This is a genomic window from Streptomyces sp. NPDC056452, from assembly GCF_042796085.1.
Taxonomy (GTDB): domain Bacteria; phylum Actinomycetota; class Actinomycetes; order Streptomycetales; family Streptomycetaceae; genus Streptomyces.
The window spans coordinates 47,521-65,407 of record NZ_JBHTRI010000031.1 but is presented as its reverse complement, the minus strand read 5'-3'; the positions used below and the strand labels follow the sequence as shown (position 1 = coordinate 65,407).

The 17,887-nt window shown below is 68.8% G+C and carries 15 protein-coding genes; 5 read left to right on the top strand and 10 right to left on the bottom strand.

Annotation, left to right across the window (positions count from 1 at the left end; genetic code table 11):
• Positions 1-168 precede the first annotated feature (168 nt).
• The 5 genes from ACFQ6X_RS27080 to ACFQ6X_RS27060 all read right to left on the bottom strand — a co-directional run bounded on the left by ACFQ6X_RS27080 (position 169) and on the right by ACFQ6X_RS27060 (position 5,754).
• Positions 169-1,071, bottom strand: coding sequence for a Gfo/Idh/MocA family protein (locus ACFQ6X_RS27080; protein WP_383185106.1), 903 nt, complete (start codon positions 1,069-1,071; stop codon positions 169-171).
• Between the two features lie 38 nt (positions 1,072-1,109).
• Positions 1,110-2,324, bottom strand: coding sequence for an ROK family protein (locus tag ACFQ6X_RS27075; protein WP_383185105.1), 1,215 nt, complete (start codon positions 2,322-2,324; stop codon positions 1,110-1,112).
• Between the two features lie 57 nt (positions 2,325-2,381).
• Entirely contained in the window at positions 2,382-3,248 is an 867-nt protein-coding gene (locus tag ACFQ6X_RS27070; RefSeq protein WP_383185147.1) for a carbohydrate ABC transporter permease, read from the bottom strand.
• An 86-nt stretch (positions 3,249-3,334) separates the two neighbouring features.
• Positions 3,335-4,315, bottom strand: coding sequence for a carbohydrate ABC transporter permease (locus tag ACFQ6X_RS27065; RefSeq protein ID WP_383185104.1), 981 nt, complete (start codon positions 4,313-4,315; stop codon positions 3,335-3,337).
• A 35-nt stretch (positions 4,316-4,350) separates the two neighbouring features.
• A complete protein-coding gene (locus ACFQ6X_RS27060; RefSeq protein WP_383185103.1) occupies positions 4,351-5,754 on the bottom strand; it encodes an ABC transporter substrate-binding protein in 1,404 nt (467 codons plus the stop codon).
• Positions 5,755-5,891: 137 nt separating this feature from the next.
• Here ACFQ6X_RS27060 and ACFQ6X_RS27055 point away from each other — a divergent pair, with 137 nt between their 5' ends.
• From ACFQ6X_RS27055 to ACFQ6X_RS27040, 4 genes are all read left to right on the top strand, one after another.
• A complete protein-coding gene (locus ACFQ6X_RS27055; RefSeq protein ID WP_383185102.1) occupies positions 5,892-6,938 on the top strand; it encodes a zinc-binding alcohol dehydrogenase in 1,047 nt (348 codons plus the stop codon).
• Positions 6,939-7,013: 75 nt separating this feature from the next.
• Positions 7,014-7,814 (top strand): sugar phosphate isomerase/epimerase family protein, encoded by an 801-nt coding sequence (locus tag ACFQ6X_RS27050; protein WP_383185101.1) that lies wholly within the window; start codon positions 7,014-7,016, stop codon positions 7,812-7,814.
• Positions 7,811-9,199 (top strand): trehalase family glycosidase, encoded by a 1,389-nt coding sequence (locus tag ACFQ6X_RS27045; RefSeq protein WP_383185100.1) that lies wholly within the window; start codon positions 7,811-7,813, stop codon positions 9,197-9,199. The genes ACFQ6X_RS27050 and ACFQ6X_RS27045 overlap by 4 nt, the downstream gene beginning before the upstream one ends.
• Positions 9,196-11,154, top strand: coding sequence for a glycogen debranching N-terminal domain-containing protein (locus tag ACFQ6X_RS27040; protein WP_383185099.1), 1,959 nt, complete (start codon positions 9,196-9,198; stop codon positions 11,152-11,154). The genes ACFQ6X_RS27045 and ACFQ6X_RS27040 overlap by 4 nt, the downstream gene beginning before the upstream one ends.
• Positions 11,155-11,816: 662 nt before the next feature.
• On the opposite strand, the gene ACFQ6X_RS27035 is transcribed toward ACFQ6X_RS27040, so the two are convergent.
• From ACFQ6X_RS27035 to ACFQ6X_RS27025, 3 genes are all read right to left on the bottom strand, one after another.
• The gene (locus tag ACFQ6X_RS27035; protein ID WP_383185098.1) at positions 11,817-12,197 is read right to left on the bottom strand and encodes an FKBP-type peptidyl-prolyl cis-trans isomerase; all 381 of its coding nucleotides are present in this window, start codon (positions 12,195-12,197) and stop codon (positions 11,817-11,819) included.
• 777 nt (positions 12,198-12,974) lie between these two features.
• Positions 12,975-13,535 (bottom strand): hypothetical protein, encoded by a 561-nt coding sequence (locus ACFQ6X_RS27030; protein ID WP_383185097.1) that lies wholly within the window; start codon positions 13,533-13,535, stop codon positions 12,975-12,977.
• 149 nt (positions 13,536-13,684) lie between these two features.
• Complete coding sequence (locus ACFQ6X_RS27025) at positions 13,685-15,085, bottom strand: VWA domain-containing protein (protein ID WP_383185146.1); 1,401 nt, start codon at positions 15,083-15,085, stop codon at positions 13,685-13,687.
• A gap of 438 nt (positions 15,086-15,523) precedes the next feature.
• Here ACFQ6X_RS27025 and ACFQ6X_RS27020 point away from each other — a divergent pair, with 438 nt between their 5' ends.
• Positions 15,524-16,027, top strand: a complete 504-nt coding sequence (locus tag ACFQ6X_RS27020; RefSeq protein ID WP_383185096.1) for a GNAT family N-acetyltransferase — start codon at positions 15,524-15,526, stop codon at positions 16,025-16,027.
• A 309-nt stretch (positions 16,028-16,336) separates the two neighbouring features.
• On the opposite strand, the gene ACFQ6X_RS27015 is transcribed toward ACFQ6X_RS27020, so the two are convergent.
• Positions 16,337-16,693 carry a hypothetical protein gene (locus tag ACFQ6X_RS27015; protein WP_383185095.1) on the bottom strand — a complete coding sequence of 119 codons (357 nt, stop codon included), beginning with the start codon at positions 16,691-16,693 and terminating at the stop codon, positions 16,337-16,339.
• Between the two features lie 278 nt (positions 16,694-16,971).
• Positions 16,972-17,649: a GAP family protein gene (locus ACFQ6X_RS27010; protein ID WP_383185094.1), complete on the bottom strand. Its 678-nt coding sequence runs from the start codon at positions 17,647-17,649 to the stop codon at positions 16,972-16,974.
• Positions 17,650-17,887 lie beyond the last annotated feature (238 nt).

Here is a 17,887-nt window from a genome sequence, read left to right as displayed (position 1 = left end):
ATGCGGCACGTGGCCGCGACGCCCGTCTCGTCTCGTCTCGTCTATGGGAGCTGCGCCGCCTGAGACACCCCCAGAGGTCACCAAACGCCGTCCAGGACAAGGCCTCCCGCAGGCCAAGGCGAAGCGTCCGACTGGCCGAACCACCCATCTCCTCGCGCGCGGGCACGTTCAGCGCCCCATGGCCTGGTCCAGGAGTTCCTGGATGCGCAGACCGTGGCCCGCGTCGATGCCGGTTCCCCGACCTGTCCGTACCGCGGTGGCGAATTCCCGCCGGAGGATCGGCCAGCACTCGGCGTGGTCGATCTCGGCGGTGTCGTACACCACCTCCTCGTCGGCACCGAAGAGTTCGATCCGAGTCCTGGCACGTGGCAGGCGCACGCTGCCCGACAGTGATGCCTGGCTCACGGCGCCGTTCTCGTGCTCGCAGGTCAGCTCGATCCAGGTGCGGGGATCCCCCGTGCCACGGACCGACACGATCGGCGCGACGGCAGCGTCCAGCAGGTCCAGCAGGTGCGGGCCGAGATCGAGCAGCGCGCCGTGCTCCAACCGCCAGGTCGTGGCGAACTCACCGCCCAGAAATGCCCCGTGCAGGTAGCAGGAACGGGCCCCGGTGAACTCATGGGCCGCCGCCTCGGCGAGGAACGCGCGGGTGACCGGGTGGTACCTCTTGGTAAGGACGAGCTGGGAGACCACGCCGTGCGTAGCCACCGCTTCGGCCACCGCTCGGGCGGACTTCAGGTCCCCGCCGAGCGGTTTCTCCAGCAGCAGCGCCCGGCCGGCGGCGGCCGCGCGCACGGCGAGCGCGGCCTGGACAGCAGGGGGCACGGCGAAGGCCACCGCCTCGCAGCGTTCGAGGAGTTCCTCGAACGAGGCGGATGCCTGAATTCCGTAGTCGGCGGCGAGTCCGGCGGCTGCCTCGGGGCGGCGTGTCCAGACCGTGGTGAGTTCGGTCTCGGGGCCGGCGGCCAGCATGCGGGCGTGCATCGCACGGGCCCATGGGCCGGCTCCCACGAGGCCGACTCGGACCGGTGAGTGGGCCCATGCGGGGTCGTGTGCGGTGACGTGGGACATTCTGCTTTCTCCGTACGTGTGCTGTGCTGGTGGTGCGGTCAGCCCGCGGAGCCGGCGCGGGCCAGGGCGGCGAGGCGGGCGTCGGCCGCGTCGGGTGCGTAGAGGTGCTCGACGACCATGGCTGCGGCTCCGAGGAGTGCCGCCCGCTCGCCGAGCGCGGAGGTGACCACCTGGAGGTTGGCTGTGGTGCGTGGCATGGCGCGCTGATAGAGGAGTTCGCGTACTCCGGTGAGGAACGGCGTGCCGGCCAGGTCTCCGGCGAGAACGAGCACTCCGGGATTGAGGAGTGTGACGACGGTGACGAGCACTTCGCCGACGCGCTGCCCCGCCTCGCGGGCAAGCCGCACGGCATCGGGCTGTCCCGCGGCGAGGTGGGCCCGAACATCGGATCCTGAGGCGGTGGGGATGCCGGCCGCTGTCAGTTGTTCCGCGATGGCTCGCCCGCTGGCTACGGCTGCCAGGCAGCCGTAGGAGCCGCACATGCAGAGCGCGTCGGTGCGGTCGTGCAGCCGGATGTGGCCGATGTCGCCTGCTCCGCCGTCGATGCCGCGGTAGATCTCTCCGCCCACGACGACCCCGGCGCCGATTCCGGTGCCTGCCTTGATCAGGACGAAGGCACCGCAGTCGGGGTGGCCTTCGCGTTGCTCGGCCAGCGCCATCAGGTTGGCGTCGTTGTCGACGAAGACCGGGAGCGGGCCCTCGGGGGGCGGCGGGCCGACGTGCTCGGCGAATGCTTCTCGCAGCCGTTCGCGGACCGGGAAGCGGTCCCAGCCGGGCATGATCGGGGGCTGCACGATCTGCGCCGTCTCCCAGTCCACGGGGCCGGGTACGGAGAGCCCCACGCCGCACACCCGGTCGTGCCCGACACCCGCTCGGGCGAGCAGCGGGCCGAACCAGCGGGCGAGCTCGTCCAGGGCTTTGTCGGGGCCGTCCTCGATCACCAGGCCGCCGGTGTGCTCGGCGAGGATCGTGCCGGACAGGTCCAGGACTGCGGCACGAGCGTGCCGGGTCTCGAGGTCGGCTACCAGCACCACGGCATGTGCAGGATCGAACTCCAGCCGGGCGGAGGGACGTCCACCGGTGGAGGTACCGGTCGCCCCGCGCAGCCAGCCGGCGCCGAAGAGCTGGTCGAGACGGTGTCCGACCGTCGACCGGGACAGACCGGTGGCCTGCTGCAACTCCCCGCGCGTGGTCGCTTCACCGCTGCGGATGAGCCGTAGCAGATGTCCTGCCGTCGCCTGGTTTCCTGCCATCCCCGCCGTCCTCGTCCTGTTCGTTTCCGCCAGGGGCCCGTTGCCCCTGATGTGCCGTCAGCCCTTGTCCGCGCCGCTTGTCAGCCCTTCGGTGAGGAGCCGCTCCGCGGCGAAGAACAGCAGTACCACGGGGATGGTGAGGACGACCGACCCGGCCATCAGAACGGTCTTGGACACCTCGATGCCGTTGGCGAGTTGCTGGAGCCCCAGGGAGACCGTCCACTTGTCCGGTTCCGCTGCCAGGAAGAGAAGGGCGAACAGGAATTCGTTCCAGGCGATCATGAAGACGTAGAGCCCGGTGGCCATCAGTGTCGGCAGCGCGAGAGGAAGGATGATCTTGCGGACGGTCTGCAGCCGCGAGGCCCCGTCGATCGCGGCGGCTTCCTCGATGCTGAACGGGATGGTGATGAAGTAGTTCTTCAGCATGTAGATCGAGACGGGTACGGTCTGCGCGATGTAGACGATGGCCAGTCCGGCCAGGCTGCCGGAGAGACCCATCTTCGCGAACATGACGAAGAGAGGTACGGCGAGCAGCGTGGCCGGGAAGAGGTAGACGGCCAGGAAGAGCGCGCTGACGTGCCGGTTGCCGAAGAACTTCAGCCGGCTGACGGCGTAGGCGCCGGGCACGGCGGCGGCCAGCGTGAGCAGGACGGTGGCGATGGCGACGAGAGCCGAGTTGAGCAGCATGCCGAGGAAACCCTGGCCGCCCTCGGACGAGGGCTTGAGGACACTCTCGTACGTGCTGAGGGTGAAGTCCTTCGCCGAGACCCAGAGGTTGCCGGGGTCGAGAAGGAGTGCGTCGATGGGTTTCACCGAGAGCATCAGCATGTAGTAGAAGGGCACGATCGTGATCGCCGCGAGGAAGGCGATGACGATCCATCGCAGTGTTCCGAAGAACCGTTCCTCGAACTGGGCGCGAGTCAGGGGGCGTCGGCGCCGTTCCGGGGGTGCGGGCCGGGCGGGCGGAGCGGGCGCGGTGCTCCGTTCCTGGGTCATCGACGGGGCGCGGGTCATGCCGACTCCTCCTGGACCTTCTTGCCGAAGAATTTGAAGTACAGGCCCAGCAGGACCATGAGGACGACCGCGAGCACGAGTGCCTGGGCCGATGCGGCTCCGACATCGAAGCGTGAGGTGAGGAAGTCGTAGACGCGCACGGCGACGACGTCCGTGCCCGAGCCGCCTCCGGTGAGCAGGTAGATGTCGTCGAACTTGTTGAACGTCATGATGAAGCGCAGGACGGACAGCAACGCGATGACGGGCATCAGCTGCGGCATGAGGATGTGCCGGAACCGCTGCGAGAGAGTGGCGCCGTCGACCTCGGCCGCCTCCTCGAGGCTGCCCGGCACGGCCTGGAGACGGGCGAGCAGGAAGAGGAACGCGAAGGGGAAGTAGCGCCATGTCTCGAAGGCGATGACGGTCAGCAGGGCGAGCGGGATGTCGAAGTGGGCCCCGAACAGGCCGATTTCGTAGGACCGGGTGGAGAGGAACGCGATCGGGTCGTCCCAGCCGAAGAGCTTGTGGCCCCACTCGTTGACGATTCCGAACTGGGGGCTGAGGGCGATCTCCCATACGAAGGCGACAGCGACGACCGGTGCGACGTACGGGAGCAGCATCGTGGCTCGCAGGACACCGCGGCCGCGGAACGGCCTGCGCAGGGCGAGTGCGGCGATCAGCCCGAGTATCACGGAGCCCGCGGTGGATCCGACCGTGTAGAGCAGCGTGGTGCCGAGGCTGCTCCAGAAGCCGGGGGAACCGAAGACCTGGTCGAAGTTGTCCAGGGTCCAACGGCCGAAGAGGCCGTTCTCCTGGATGTTGACGAGCTTTGCGTTCTGGAAGGCGAGCAGGACGGTCCACAGGATCGGCAGGATCACCGCGACCAGGACGACCAGGAAGGTGGGGGTGACGAAGGCGAGGCCCGCGCGGTTCTCCCGGCTGCTGGTGGTCCCTGGCCCGTTGCGGCGCTTCGTCGCGCCGCTCTGGTTTGTGCTCATGTGTCGGTTACCTCGGTGACGGAGCGGCCGTGCGGCTACTGGAGGGACTTCTGGAGGGCGGCCACTTCGTCATTGGCCTCCTTGGCGGCCTCGTCGGGCGAGAGCTGACCGCTGGTCATCGCCCCGATGGCCTTGGCGACGGGCAGTTCTCCGTTGGTGGCGCCGACGAGGGTGCCCTGCCCCTGGGTCAGACCCCATCGCTTCATGGACCCGACACCGGTGACGAGCCGGTCCAGGAGGTCGGACGGGTAGGCCTTCTGCATGGATTCGCGCTTGTCCACGCCCATGACACTGGCGCGCCACGCCTGCTGGAAAGTGCCTGGGGCTTCCGGCGTTCCGGTGCGGACGGGGATCTTGCCCTCGGGTGCCATCCCGAACCAGTCCTCGTACCCCTTGCTCATCATGTACTCGATGAACTTCGTGGAGGCTCCGGTCTCGGCCGTCCTGGTGACGGCCCAGGAAGTGATCTCGCCGAACTGGGCGGGTTCTGCTCCGTCGGGACCCTTGAGGGAGGTGACGACTCCCGTGTTGCGGGCGAGGAACTCCGGGTCCTTCTTGCATTCCGGGCAGCTGGGCAGGGCGTCTGAACGCAGGCCTGCCATTTCGTCCAGGAGGAAGGAGGACCAGACCATCATCGCCGACTTGCCCGAGAAGTAGGTGGCGCGCGTGCTGTCCACGCTCTGTGTGCCCGGGGCTCCGTGCTTGCGTGCCAGGTCGTCGTAGGCGGTGAACGCCGCGCGACAGGCCTGGGAGTCCAGGGCCGGCTCACCCTGCTCGTCGACGAGCTGGCAGTCGTTGGCCAGGGCGAGGTCCTCGAAGCTCTGTTGGGTGAAGACGTCCGAGGGGTCGGTGGCCAGGGAGATGCCGTCCCTGCCCTCCTTGTCGAGGCTCGCCGCGGCTTTGAGTGCTCCGGTGTAGCTGTCGGGCGCGTCGAGTGCTGCCTTGGCGAACAGGTCCTTGCGGTACACGAGGAGCTGGAGCCAGGCGTCGGAGGGAACACCGAGCCGGGTGCCGTGGTCCTCGGTCAGGGACAGTGCGTTTGCGTTGAATGTGCCTGGACCCAGGTTCTCGACGATTCGGTCGGCCACCTCGGTGTTGAGCAGGCCGTTTCCGTACATCTGCCAGACCTGTCCCATCGGGACGGCGCCGATGACGTCGGGCAGCTTCCCCGATGCGGCTGCGGACATGATCAGCTGCGGCAGCTGGGCCTCGTCGACGCCTACGAGATCGACCTCGATGCCCGACTCCTTCTCGAACCGGCTGATGACCTTCTTGGTCGACGCCATCCGCGGCGGCAGGTTCTCCTGGGACCACACGGTGATCCGGTTGTCGGGTTTCTGCTCGGTTCCGGGGCTGCCGCAGCCTGCGAGCATGCCTGCGGCCAGGGTCGCGGCGAGCCCGAACAGGGTCGCCCTCGATCCCCGGGTCTTCATCACCATGCTGAGTTCCTTACGCCACTTACGCACTGTCCTGACGCATCTCAGCATCACTTTTGCTTGTTGACAAGACATAACTCTGAGATATCTTCGACCTAAGTCAGCGAGCACTACTCCCTCACAGCACCAACGGAGCTCCCGTGGAACGCGTCGTCCAGTTCACCGGCCCTCGTCAGGTCGAAGTCGCCGAGCACGAGAGCGCCCCGCTGCCGGCCGGGCATCTGAGGGTCCGCACCCGGTACTCCGGCATCTCGGCGGGCACCGAGCTCACCGCCTACCGGGGCACGAACCCGTATCTCACCCGGACCTGGGACGCCGGAGCGCGGATGTTCCGCGACGGCGCCGCCGGCATCGAATACCCCGTGGCGGGCTGGGGCTACTCGGAGGTCGGCGAGGTCACCGAGGTCTCCCCCGAGCTCTCGGGAACGCCCGGCATGCCGGTGCCCGGCGATCTGGTCTGGGGCATCTGGGGCCACCGCAGCGAGGGCATCGTCCCGGCCGAGCGCATGGTCGGCCACACCCTGCCCGCCGGTCTCGAACCCCTCGCCGGAGCGTTCGCCCGGGTCGGCGCCATCGCCTACAACGCAGTCCTCGCGGCGGACATCCACCTCGGCGAGGACGTCGCCGTCTTCGGCCAGGGAGTCATCGGCCTGCTCACCACCCGCCTCGCCCAGCTCAACGGCGCCCGGGTCACCGCAGTGGACGCCCTCGACGGACGGCTCGAGACGGCACGCTCCTACGGCGCGCGCCACACCCTGAACGCCCGCACGGACAGCGTCGCCGAGAGCATTCGCGAAGCCACCGCGGGCGCAGGCGCCGACATCGCCATCGAGATCAGTGGCGTGTACCCGGCGCTCCACGAGGCCCTGCGCTCGGTCACCGTCGGAGGGCGGGTCGTCGCGTCCGGTTTCTACCAGGGCGACGGCGCGGGCCTGCGCCTCGGCGACGAGTTCCACCACAACCGTGTCCAGCTGATCTGTTCGCAGATCGGCGGCGTTCCTCCGCAGCTCGCAGGCCGATGGACCGTCGAGAGGCTCCAGCAGACCTTCCTGTCGCTGGTCGCCGAGGGCCAGGTCGACGTGAAGTCCCTGGTCAGCCACGTCGTACCGGTGGCGGACGCGGCAGATGCCTACGTCCTGCTGGACGAGCGGCCCGCCGAAGCGCTCCAGGTAGTGCTGGAGTTCTGACCCCCGCCCTGCCCGCACCCCCGATCCGTACCGCACCACATCAGAGCGCTGCATGGCAGCGCTGAAGGGCCCTCCATGCTGAAGACCGCCTGCCAGGAGCAACTTCTCCCCGGCAATTCCCTCCAGGAAAAATGGGCATTCGCCCAGGACGCGGGCTACGACGCCATCGAGCTGCGCTCCCGGGGCGACTTCCACTTCCGTGACCGGCTCCCCGAGCTGAAGCAGGCTCTCGCCGACGGAGTCGTCATGCCGACGGTCTGCGTCGACATGCTGCACTTCTTCGCGGCGTTCGACGACGGCCTGCGCCATGATGCGCTGGAGCAGATGAAGTCGCAGCTGAGCGTCGCAGCAGAGATCGGCGCCCGGGGTGTACAGACCCCCGCCTCGTACGGGATGTTCTCGCGCCGGCTGCCTCCTTTCGAGCCGCCGCGCACCGAACTGCAGGACAGGGAGGTCCTGCTCACCGGCCTGACCGAACTGGGCGAGCACGCCGCCCGGGAGGGTGTCACCCTCTACCTCGAACCGCTCAACAGGTACGAGGACCACATGGTCAACCGACTGGAGCAGGCGGCCGAACTGATCCGCACGGTGGGCCTCGACTCGGTCCGCATCGGCATCGACAGCTACCACATGAACATCGAGGAAGCCGATCCCTCCGCCGCGATCCTGGCCGCCGCGCCGCTCATCGGCCACGCCCAGGTGAGCGACTCCAACCGGTTCCAGCCGGGCGCCGGCCACCTGGACTGGCCCGCTTGGCTCGGCGCTCTGCACAGCATCGGGTACGACGGCTATCTCGCCGCCGAGTGCCGGCTGACCGGTGACCCCGTCGCGGCCGTCCGTTCGGTCCCCGCCTTCCTGCGGAGGTCCGGCGCGTGACGTCGCTGCTCGACACTCCCGTGCCCACCGCCGCCGAGGACCTGACCCTTCGGCGCGGTGCGGCACGGGTTCTCCTCACCAACTGGACGGGCGCATCGACTGTCCCGTCCCGCGGTCTGTACCCGCACCAGTGGAGTTGGGACTCGGCGTTCATCGCCATCGGCCTGCGTCACCTCTCGGCCCGGCGCGCACAACGCGAACTGGAGAGCCTCCTCGGCGCGCAGTGGGCCGACGGCCGCGTCCCGCACATCGTGTTCAGCCCGTCGGTTCCGCTCGGCGCCTACTTCCCCAGCCCCGACTTCTGGCGCTCCTCGCACGCCGGCGCCGCGGCGGGCGCTCCGTCACGCACCGAGACGTCGGGAATCGTGCAGCCCCCGGTCCACGCGCTGGCCGCCTGGCTCGTGCATCAGGCCGATCCCGAGGACTCCCGCCGCCGGGGCTTCCTCCCCCGCCTGTACGGGCGCCTCGCCGCGTGGCACGACTACCTCACCGGTCCCCGCGATCTCGGCGGTGGCGGGCTCGCCGCCGTGGTCCATCCCTGGGAGCCGGGTATGGACAACAGTCCGTGCTGGGACGGCCCGCTGAGCCGTGTCGAGCCTGCGGCGCCGGGCTCGTACCGGCGCGCCGATCTCCACCACGGGGAACCGGCGGAACGCCCCACGGACCTGGATTACGGCCGGTATGTCCGTCTCGCCACCGACTACCGCGACGGCGGATACGCGGACGCGGGTGCCGACCACGCCTTCGCCGTCGAGGACCCCTGCGTCAACGCGCTGCTGATCGTCTCGGAGCACGCGCTCGCACGGATCGCCGCCGAGATCGGAGCGGACCCCGCGCCCCACGAGGCGCGCGCCGCGCGCCTGACCGAGGCGATGGTACGGCGGTTGTGGTCCCCGGCCGACGGGATGTTCCTCTGCCGCGACCTGGTGGGCGGCGGTCTGATCGCCGAGCGCAGCATCACCGGGCTCGTGCCGCTCATCGTTCCCGGACTCCCCCAGGATGTCGTGGAGGCGCTGACGGCGACGGCCAGGGGGGCGGACTTCCGGCTGGACGACGCCCTGATGGCACCTTCGTACGCATTCAACGGCCATGCCTTCGACCCGTCCCGCTACTGGCGCGGTCCTGCCTGGTTCAACACCAACTGGCTGCTGGAACGGGGCATGCGCCAGTACGGGCAGTTCAGTTCGGCGGACCGGCTGCGCGCGTCGATGCTGACGACCGCGGGCGCCTGCGGCTTCGCCGAGTACGTCGACCCCTTCACCGCACAGGCCCGGGGCACCGGAGACTTCGGGTGGACGGCTGCCCTCACCCTGGATCTGCTGGCCGCCCGGTCCTCGGAGAACGACGGCCGTGCGAACGGCCCTTCAATCGGAGCACGTACGTGAACGCCACAGCCGACACCACACTGGTCCACGCGGGCACCTTCGCCGTCCTCGGGGGCGACGGTGGCGTCTCCGGCCGGCGCGGGGCCTCTCCCGACGGGGTTTTCCAGCGTGACGCACGGCATCTGAGTCTCTGGTCCCTGACCGTCGACGGCGCGGCGCCCGCCGTACTCGTCCCCTCGGCAGGCGAGGCCGTCGGGGACTTCGCCGGATGCGTGCTGACCCCGCCAGGCACACGGGACGAACCTCCCGGGTACACCGTGTTCCGCGAACAGTCACTGGCTCCAGGAGTGTTGACGGAAAAGATCCGACTGGTCAGCAACCGGTCGGACACCACTGTCGCGATCGTCGCTGTCACGGCGGACGCCGACTTCGCCGACCAGTTCGAGCTGCGCTCGGACGGACGGAGTTACGACAAGGGGGGAGCCCGTCGAACCGCCCGTTCCGTGCCTGACGGGGTCGTTTTCGTGTACGAGCGCGACAACTGGCTCTCCCGTACGACCGTCTCCGCGGCCCCCGCCCCGGCAGCCGTCGTACCGGTCGTCGGCCGGAGTACCGCCCACCGGCTGGAGTGGCAGATGGAACTGCCACCTCATGGCACGGCGGAACTGGTGCTGAGCGTCACGGCCCACCCGCACGGCGCACCCGCCCCGGAAGCCGTCCCCACTACGTCCGAAGCCGTCGCCGCGCGCGATGCCGGCCTCGCAGCCGCCGGCCGGGAGGCCCCGCCGGCCATCCCCCACGACGCCCCCGCCGGACTCGCCGCGGCCTGCGCTCGCGGGCTGAGCGACCTGGCGGCGCTGCGGGTGCCCGCCACGGGCCCCGACGGCGAGGCGGTTCTGGTGCCGGGCGCCGGAGTGCCCTGGTTCCTCACGCTGTTCGGCCGGGACTCCCTGCTCACTTCACTCTTCGCGCTCCCCTACCGGCCGGATCTGGCCGCGGGGACACTCGCCGCGCTCGCGGCAACGCAGGGCACGGAGTACGCCGCGGACCGCGGCGAGCAGCCCGGCCGCATCGTCCACGAGATCCGGCACGGCGAGCTGGCCCACTTCCGCCAGGTGCCGTACGGCCGCTATTACGGCTCGGTGGATGCGACACCCCTCTTCCTGGTGCTCCTGGACAGCTACACGCAGACAGCCGGTGACAGCGCGCTCGCCTCCCGCCTGGAACGCCAGGCGCGCGCGGCGGTGGCCTGGATGTTCCGGGACGGTGGCCTGGACGACAGCGGCTATCTGGTCTACACACCCGATCCGCATGGGCTCGTCAACCAGAACTGGAAGGACTCCGCGGGGGCGATCTGCTTCCGCGACGGAACGCAGGCGGAGGGCCCGATCGCGGTCGCGGAGGCCCAGGGATACGCCTATGACGCGCTGATCCGCACCGCGCGGCTCGCCCGCACGGTGTGGAACGACCCTGACTGGGCCGACACTCTCGACGCGGCCGCGGCCTGTCTGCGTACACGCTTCGTGAACGACTTCTGGATGACAGGGCCCGACTTTCCGGCACTCGCGCTGGACGGACAGGGCCGACAGGTCGACTCACTCGCCTCCGACGCGGGGCATCTGCTGTGGTCAGGCATACTCGACGCGCCGTACGCCCACCGCGTCGGCAGACGCCTGCTGGAGCCCGACTTCTTCTCCGGCTGGGCCATCCGTACCCTGGCCTCCGGACAGCCGTGCTACCACCCGCTCTCCTACCACCGGGGCAGCTGCTGGCCCCACGACAACGCCGTCGTCCTGCTCGGACTGGCGCGCTGCGGCCTCCACGACGAGGCACGCCGAGTCGCATCGGGCCTGATGGAAGCAGCCGCCCACCACGGCGACCGGCTGCCCGAGGTGATGGCAGGCTACGGGCGCTCGGACCACCCCCGACCGGTGCCTTATCCCCACTCCTGCTCCCCGCAGGCCTGGGCGGCGGCCACGCCCCTGGCGGTACTGACGGCGCTCGCCCAGCCGTAAGGCAGGGGCCCAGCCGTAGAAGTCAGCGCACGGCACGTGGTTCAAGGCGGCGGGCCGGCAAGGACGCAGCCTGCAGACCCAGCGGGCTCCACGCAGCAGGAGGTACGAGCGCATGCTTACGCCGATCGGGGCCAGATCGGTGTGGAGGGCCCTGTCGGTCTCCAGCCCGCCCGGAGGCTTGCCCGGCGCCCATCGGCGGCAGCCCGTGACCGGCCACCTCGTCGTTACTCAGAGGTAGGTCCTCGACTGCCCCGTGGCCGGCAGGACTTTCCCGAATGCCCCGCACCGAACTGGTGTGGGGCGTTCGACATGTACCGGGGCTTCATCGGAACTGACGGCGGCACTGCGCCGTTACGGACGAGTCAAGTCCGGCACCTCGGGACCAGTCACAGATCTGGCCCGTCGTATGTGCGACGCGGCCTTGGCATCGGCGTCTGCCGGGCGCGCCAATTGCCGCGCCTGAGGCCGGTACGGCGGGGCATTCCGGGGCATTCCGGGGGCCTGTTCCCGGACCCTCGGAGGGCGATACCGGTGAGCCTTCGGCCCTACCCGCTTCGGCTACGACTTCACCTTCGGCTTCTGGTCCTCGGTGGAGTTCAGTCATTCGCGTCCGGCTGTGCCCGGCCTTGGTTCCGGGCGCAGAGGCCGGGTAGCGGCAGGCCTCAGACTGCGACGGAGAGCAGGTCCACCACGAAGACGAGTGTCGAGCCCCCCGGGATCAATGGCGAGGGTGACTGGTTGCCGTAGCCGAGGCGCGGAGGAACGATGATCTCGCGCCTGCCGCCGACCTTCATGCCTCTGACCCCGCGGTCCCAGCCCTTGATGACCTTGCCGCCGCCCACGGCGAACTTGAACGTCTGGCCGCGGTCCCAGGAGGCGTCGAATTCCTTTCCGGACTCGAAGGTGACCCCGACGTAGTGAACCTGGACAACCCTGCCCGGCTTCGCCTCAAGCCCGTCCCCGACGACGATGTCGCGCATTGTCAGCTCGGCGGGGGCGTCACCCTCCGGAAGGCCGATCTCGGGCTTCGTCAGTTCACTCATTGCAGCCTCATTCACTCGCCGCCGGAAGCCCTCGTACAGACCAGCCAGGCGCATCGTCACCCTGTGCAGTAGATCATCATGCTGCCCCGAACGCCGATCTCCTGGAGTGCATCAAGCCCAACGAAGCACGATGTTTGGCGTGACCGGGCGTGCTACGTCATCGGTACGCTGCGCCCGTACTCAATGACGGCGAGGACTGTCCCGCGTCCGCGGGTGCGGCCCTGGGCGTCGTCTGGTGGCGCGTGGCCCGCTGCGCGGAAAATCCCTCAGCCTGCGCTGATGACCGTCATGGGCTCGGCCCGAGAAGCGCGCGCGGCGCGGACACGCCGCCTGGGCCGCGCGGTCTCCCGCCACTACTCCCAGGCCAACGCAGCCGTCCCGCCTCGACGTCCGCCTCGTCGATCCCCTGGAACGCCAGCGAGTCCCCGGACGGTGCGTACCGTTCTGCATGACCGGCATCGTCACCGCTCACAACCGGCCGCAGCAGCGGGCCGGCAGAGACCGGAGGGGGCGTCACTTCCGACTGTCGAACGGCAGGGCGTACGCCGCCTCTCACGAGCCAGTCCCCCTCGCAATCGAACATCGAAGGAACACTCCGCAACGGCTCCCCAATCTGTGCCAGAACCCATATCTACGGAGTCTTGGATCAGCGACCGCCTCCCAAACAAGCCGACAACGCTGCTGCTGAAAGCGTTCTGGAGCACATTCGGTGACTCGCGCACGGACTGTGCCGACTGTTCCCGAGTGGAAGGGCTAACAACGGCGCATGAATGCCAGTCAGCCCTTGCGCTCCCCCGGCGTCTGCTTGCTCAGAAGTTGTTCAGCTGCCTCGATCGCTTCTTGCTCCAGGGCCTCGACGGAGACACCCCAGCTCTCGTGCCAGTCATCCAGGTTGAGCGCGCATGAGACGAGTGCCTGCAGGTCTTCGGGATAGTTGAGGTCACAGGCGACGTCGGCCCAGATCAGGTGGGCTCCGGTTGCGGGATGGAGAGATCCGTCCACGATCTGACCGGCAATCCAGTAGGCCATGGCCCATTTCGCGGCCCGGGGGTCTGCTGGCGGTCGGGAGAGGAGCCCAAGCTCCTCCAGGACCTGGTCGAAGAGCGCTGGGGCATCAGGTTCTTCGCTCCGCAGGAGGCCGGCGAGCATGGCAAGCGAAGGGCTCTCCACCCCGGCTATGAGTACGTCCAACCCCACCTGGATGAGACGGTCGGACCCCACGTGTCGGCCGAACGCCCTCTCATGCGCTATGTGACTGAGCTGCTGGAGAGCGTCGTCGCGGTTCATCTCGGTCTCTTCGTCGGTGGCTGTGGGCCCGCACCCTTCCACAGCCACCACGGTGACGCCATCGAGTTCCCTGTTCGCTCATTGAGACTGGCGATCAGGACATCAGGACCAGTTCACGAAGGAGCTTGAGTCCTGCTCGGCCAAGCAACATCTGCCGTTTGAGCACCCTTGAGCACCTGTCGAACGTCTCGGCAGTCGGTTCAGTGCAGGATGCCGATCTGCCGGGCGGCCCGCAGCCAGGACGGGAATTCCGACAGGAGCCGGTCGTACAGTTCCGGGTCGGAGATCTTCTCGATGTCGTCGACGGCGAAGAAGCCGACGTTGTCGACGCGGCGGCCGGGCAGGGTGTCGAAGCGTTCGAGCACACCGTATTGCGACCGGCCGAGTCCGATGAACTGCCAGAACACCGGTTCTTCCACAGCCTCACGCAGCTCCTTCTCGATCTCGTCGTTGCGGTGCACACCGCCGTCCGAGAAGAACAGGACCAGAGTCGGGTCGGGCACCGGGTGGGCGCGCACGAAGGCGCGTACTTCGGCAATGACTTTCTGTTCCTCGTTCTGGATTCCGACTGCGCGCATGTCGGCCTGCCCGGGGAGGAGCCCTTTCTGGGGCTTCTTGCGGCCGAAGAGGCTGAGCTGACCCACACGCACGTGCAGGCGCAGCCATTCGGGCAGTTCGCCGATCACAAGATCGGGCAGCTGGGCCGGGTTGGTGGCGAAGGTCCATGCCTGCATCTCGCCGTCGTCATCGAGTTGTGCTGCCACGGCCGCCATGCGCTCGGTGACGGCTGCCACGGTGCCTCGTGTGTACAGGCTGCTCATCGACCCCGATGCGTCGAGGACGAGGATGACACGCGCAGTCAGTTTCGTCAGGCCGTGCTTGCTCAGGCTGACGGCGACCTGCTGCTTGCGAAGCGACAGGCGCTTGCGCATGTCGACCGGGAGCCGCTCCTCGCCCTTGGTGATCCGGACGGAGGGTTCGCCCTGTGCAGCGACAGACCGGACCGTCGAGTCGGGCGGGATTCCGGGGGCGGGCGGAGCAGGTGGCGGCGATGGCCGGCTCGGAGCGGGTGCAGCAGCGGGCTGTTCCTCGTCGACGCTGATTCCGAAGTCCCTTGCCAGTCCCCCGAGCCCGTTGGCATAGCCCTGGCCGATCGCCCGGAACTTCCACCCGTCCCCGCGGCGGTAGAACTCACCGCTCACGTAGGCGGTCTCTGTGCCGGCCTCCATGTCGAAGCGGGCCAGTTCAGCGCCGGACGCGGTGTCGAACAGGCGTAGGTGAAGTCCAGGCACCTGCCCGAACGTGCCGCCGTCCGCTGAAGCACACAGGGTGACCCGTTCGATGTCCCGCTCCAGTGCGGCCAGGTCGACGTGCAGGGAGTCGGCTCCGGCCTGCTTGCCGAGATGGCGTACGGCGTCGGATGCGTGCTGCGGCTGGTTGTAGAAGACGAAATCGCCATCGGAGCGCACCCGGCCGCTGCCGGTCAGCAGAAGCGCGGAAGCATCCACATCCGGCACACCGGGCCCGGTCGACCAACCGAGTACAGCTCGCACGGCGGACACCGCTACCGGCATGTTGGCACCCTTGCTCAGTGTCGTCACAAGGGACAGTCTGCCTGCCTGCGGGCCCCCGGACCTCAGGAACAGGCGGTCGCTCCCGAGCTTGTTGAGGTGGCCGTGGCAGGCGTCGGTGGCGAACCAAGAGGGCATGCGGTCTTTGAGGCAACGCCTCGGCCTCGTCGACCGGAGCCGAAGTGGCGTCCACGGGATGGACTGAGCAGGGTAGGAGCGCGGCAAGGCGCTTCGTCGACGCCCTGGAGGGCTGGTGAGCGAGCGGGACGTCGTATCGCACGGTGCTGGGGAACTGCGAGAGGGACTACGCATCGTGCACCGGCATCGTCCACATGGTGGCCTACCGTCCGCCCACCCGTGGTGGTTCCCCAGGTTCCCTGCGGGCTGGTGGCAGGGTTTCTGGCCGGTAGCTCTGCTCGCTGTTGCTCCGGCTCTGGTTTGTGGTGGGCCGTGGGGCAGGGTGGGAGCATGACTACGTTCGAGACGATGCCGTTCCACCTGGAGACCGAGCGGCTGATACTGCGGCCGTGGGCGGAGTCGGACGCCGCTGAGTTCTGTGCTCTGCTCTCGGAACGCGGCAAGGGAACCCCCACGGTTGAGCGCATCCGGGCGTCCATCGCGGAGCTGCTCACCGCGACTGCGACTACGGGGATTGCGCTGCTGCCCATCCAGCGCCGTGCCGAGGGCGACTTCATCGGGTACTGCGGGCTGATCATCGGCCGCTCCACCCTGGAGGAGCCCGAGATCGCGTATGAGCTGTTCCAGCGTGCGCATGGGCGTGGCTATGCCACCGAGGCAGCCGGCGCGGTGCTCGATGCCGCGGTCGCGACCGGGCGGAAGCGGCTCTGGTCGACCGTCGGCGTGTGGAACACACCGTCGCTCCGTGTCCTTGAGAAGCTCGGGTTCCAGCGGGATCACGTTTCCGTGGAGGAGAACGGTGAAGTGGTCTGGCTGACACGCTCGTTGCCGTGACGCGGGAGGGCGCTGCCAGGGCTTCGTGCTCACGTGATCGAGTGCGCTGCGGCGGAGCGCCGGGCGTGCCGTGGGCGGTGGGTGGTCCGGGTGCGGATCGTGGTCTTCGTGTCTGGGCTGTGGCTTGTCGGGGGTAGTGGCCGGCCGCCGGCCTGTGGTCGTGCCTGGTGGCGGCGTCGCCGGTCGGATCAGTCGATCCGGTGAGCAAGGTCGTTCAGTGGGCGGACGGCGAGGGTGAGGAAGGGGTGCCGTGTGTCCTGCGGTGGCTTCCGGCTGTCGTCGCAGTGAGTCGTCGTCGGGTTGTGTCGCTCAGTCTGTGTGTTCGTCAGCGGGCGCGTGGGGCGGGATCGTCCAGCGCATCGTTGTCCGGCCTTCGAGACCCGGTTGAAGGGTCACGGGATAGACCTGCCCGGAGTGACGTTCGCCGCGGTGTCGCATCGAGTGGTCGCCGCTGCCCCAGGTGATCCCCAGAACGGGGGTGCCGGCGACCTCGATGGCGCCGATGCGGAGCGGGTGGGTCCAGCTCGCCCGTGTGAAGCGGTGAAGGTCGGTGTGCTCGTCGAGGGCGACCATGACGCCCCGGCCCTGCTCGTCGCCTTCCCAGGCGTTGAGGGCGTGCTGCGTTCGATGCCGGTGGTTGGCCGCGGCTCTGCGCGCCGGCGCCACGACCGTGGACGCGGTCGCTCTGGGGCCCGCAAAGCCGCCCAGTCCGAGACAGAGGGCCGAGGCCGAGGCCGACCAATGGATGGCGCCGAGGAGTGCAACAGATCATCCAAGCCCTCGACATACCCACTGATCACTAACAGTGACCGCACCACGGAAAGTGAGCCGGAACCTGTCCGGTGACAGCACTTGCGCCCGGGTTCCGGCGGCAGTTGGTGATCAGCCCGCCGCCCATTGCTGACCAGAAGTAGCGGGCCTCACCCGTGCCGGCGGGGAAGGACTCACCGGCCGAGTCCGGTGAGTCCGTCACCGAGGATGCTGGCGCCCAGAAGGACGAGCACGATCACCGTGATCACGTTGCTGTTGGTGACCATGAATTGCCGGATGCCGTCCAGGAACGACGCCGCACGCTGTCCACCGACGAGATGGATGATGACGGAGCCGAGGACGGTGCAGGAGCCGACGAGCACGAAGGCGATGACGGCCACAACGAGATCGGCACTGTGAACGCCGGCTTCGACGATCGACGTGGCGGCCGACGCCGCCAGGACGAGGTTCTTTGGATTGGCTCCCGACAGCAACGCACCCAGGAGCAGTGCCCGCCCGGCCGTCGCGCTGTCGAGGGACGCCATCCAGGCCGACGCCTCGGCCTCGTCACCGGCACGCGGACGCTTCCACCACTTACGCGCCCCCAGCACGATGAGGGCCACTCCGGCGGCCACTCGTCCCCAGTCGGCGATCGCCGAGGATGTGCTGTCGGGGTCGTCGGCCCCGCCGAACACCACCACGACGAGCGTTGCCGCGACCCCGAGCCCGGTGATCCACCCGGCCGCGAACAGCAGGCCGTTACGGCGGCCCTGCCGACCGGCCAGAAGCAATACGACCCCAATCAGCGGAAAGGGGCTGAGCGCGACCGCCAACGCCGTCGGCAGCACAGCTCCGATTGCCTGGATCAGCACCTGCTCCCCTTCCGAACCCCGTGCCCGGGCGAAGCATCGGCATGCCCCTGCGATTGGTCACGCCGGATCGCCGCGAACAGCTCGACCTTGACACCTGTGGCACGACCAGCACCCTTCACCAGGAGCACCCCGATGCTTCCCCGGCAGGAGCCGCCACGCCTCCCGAACGCATCAACATCACCCGACCGCGGATCGGGGCGCATCCCCAGTATGAAGATCTTGTCGAGGGGCTGTCCGG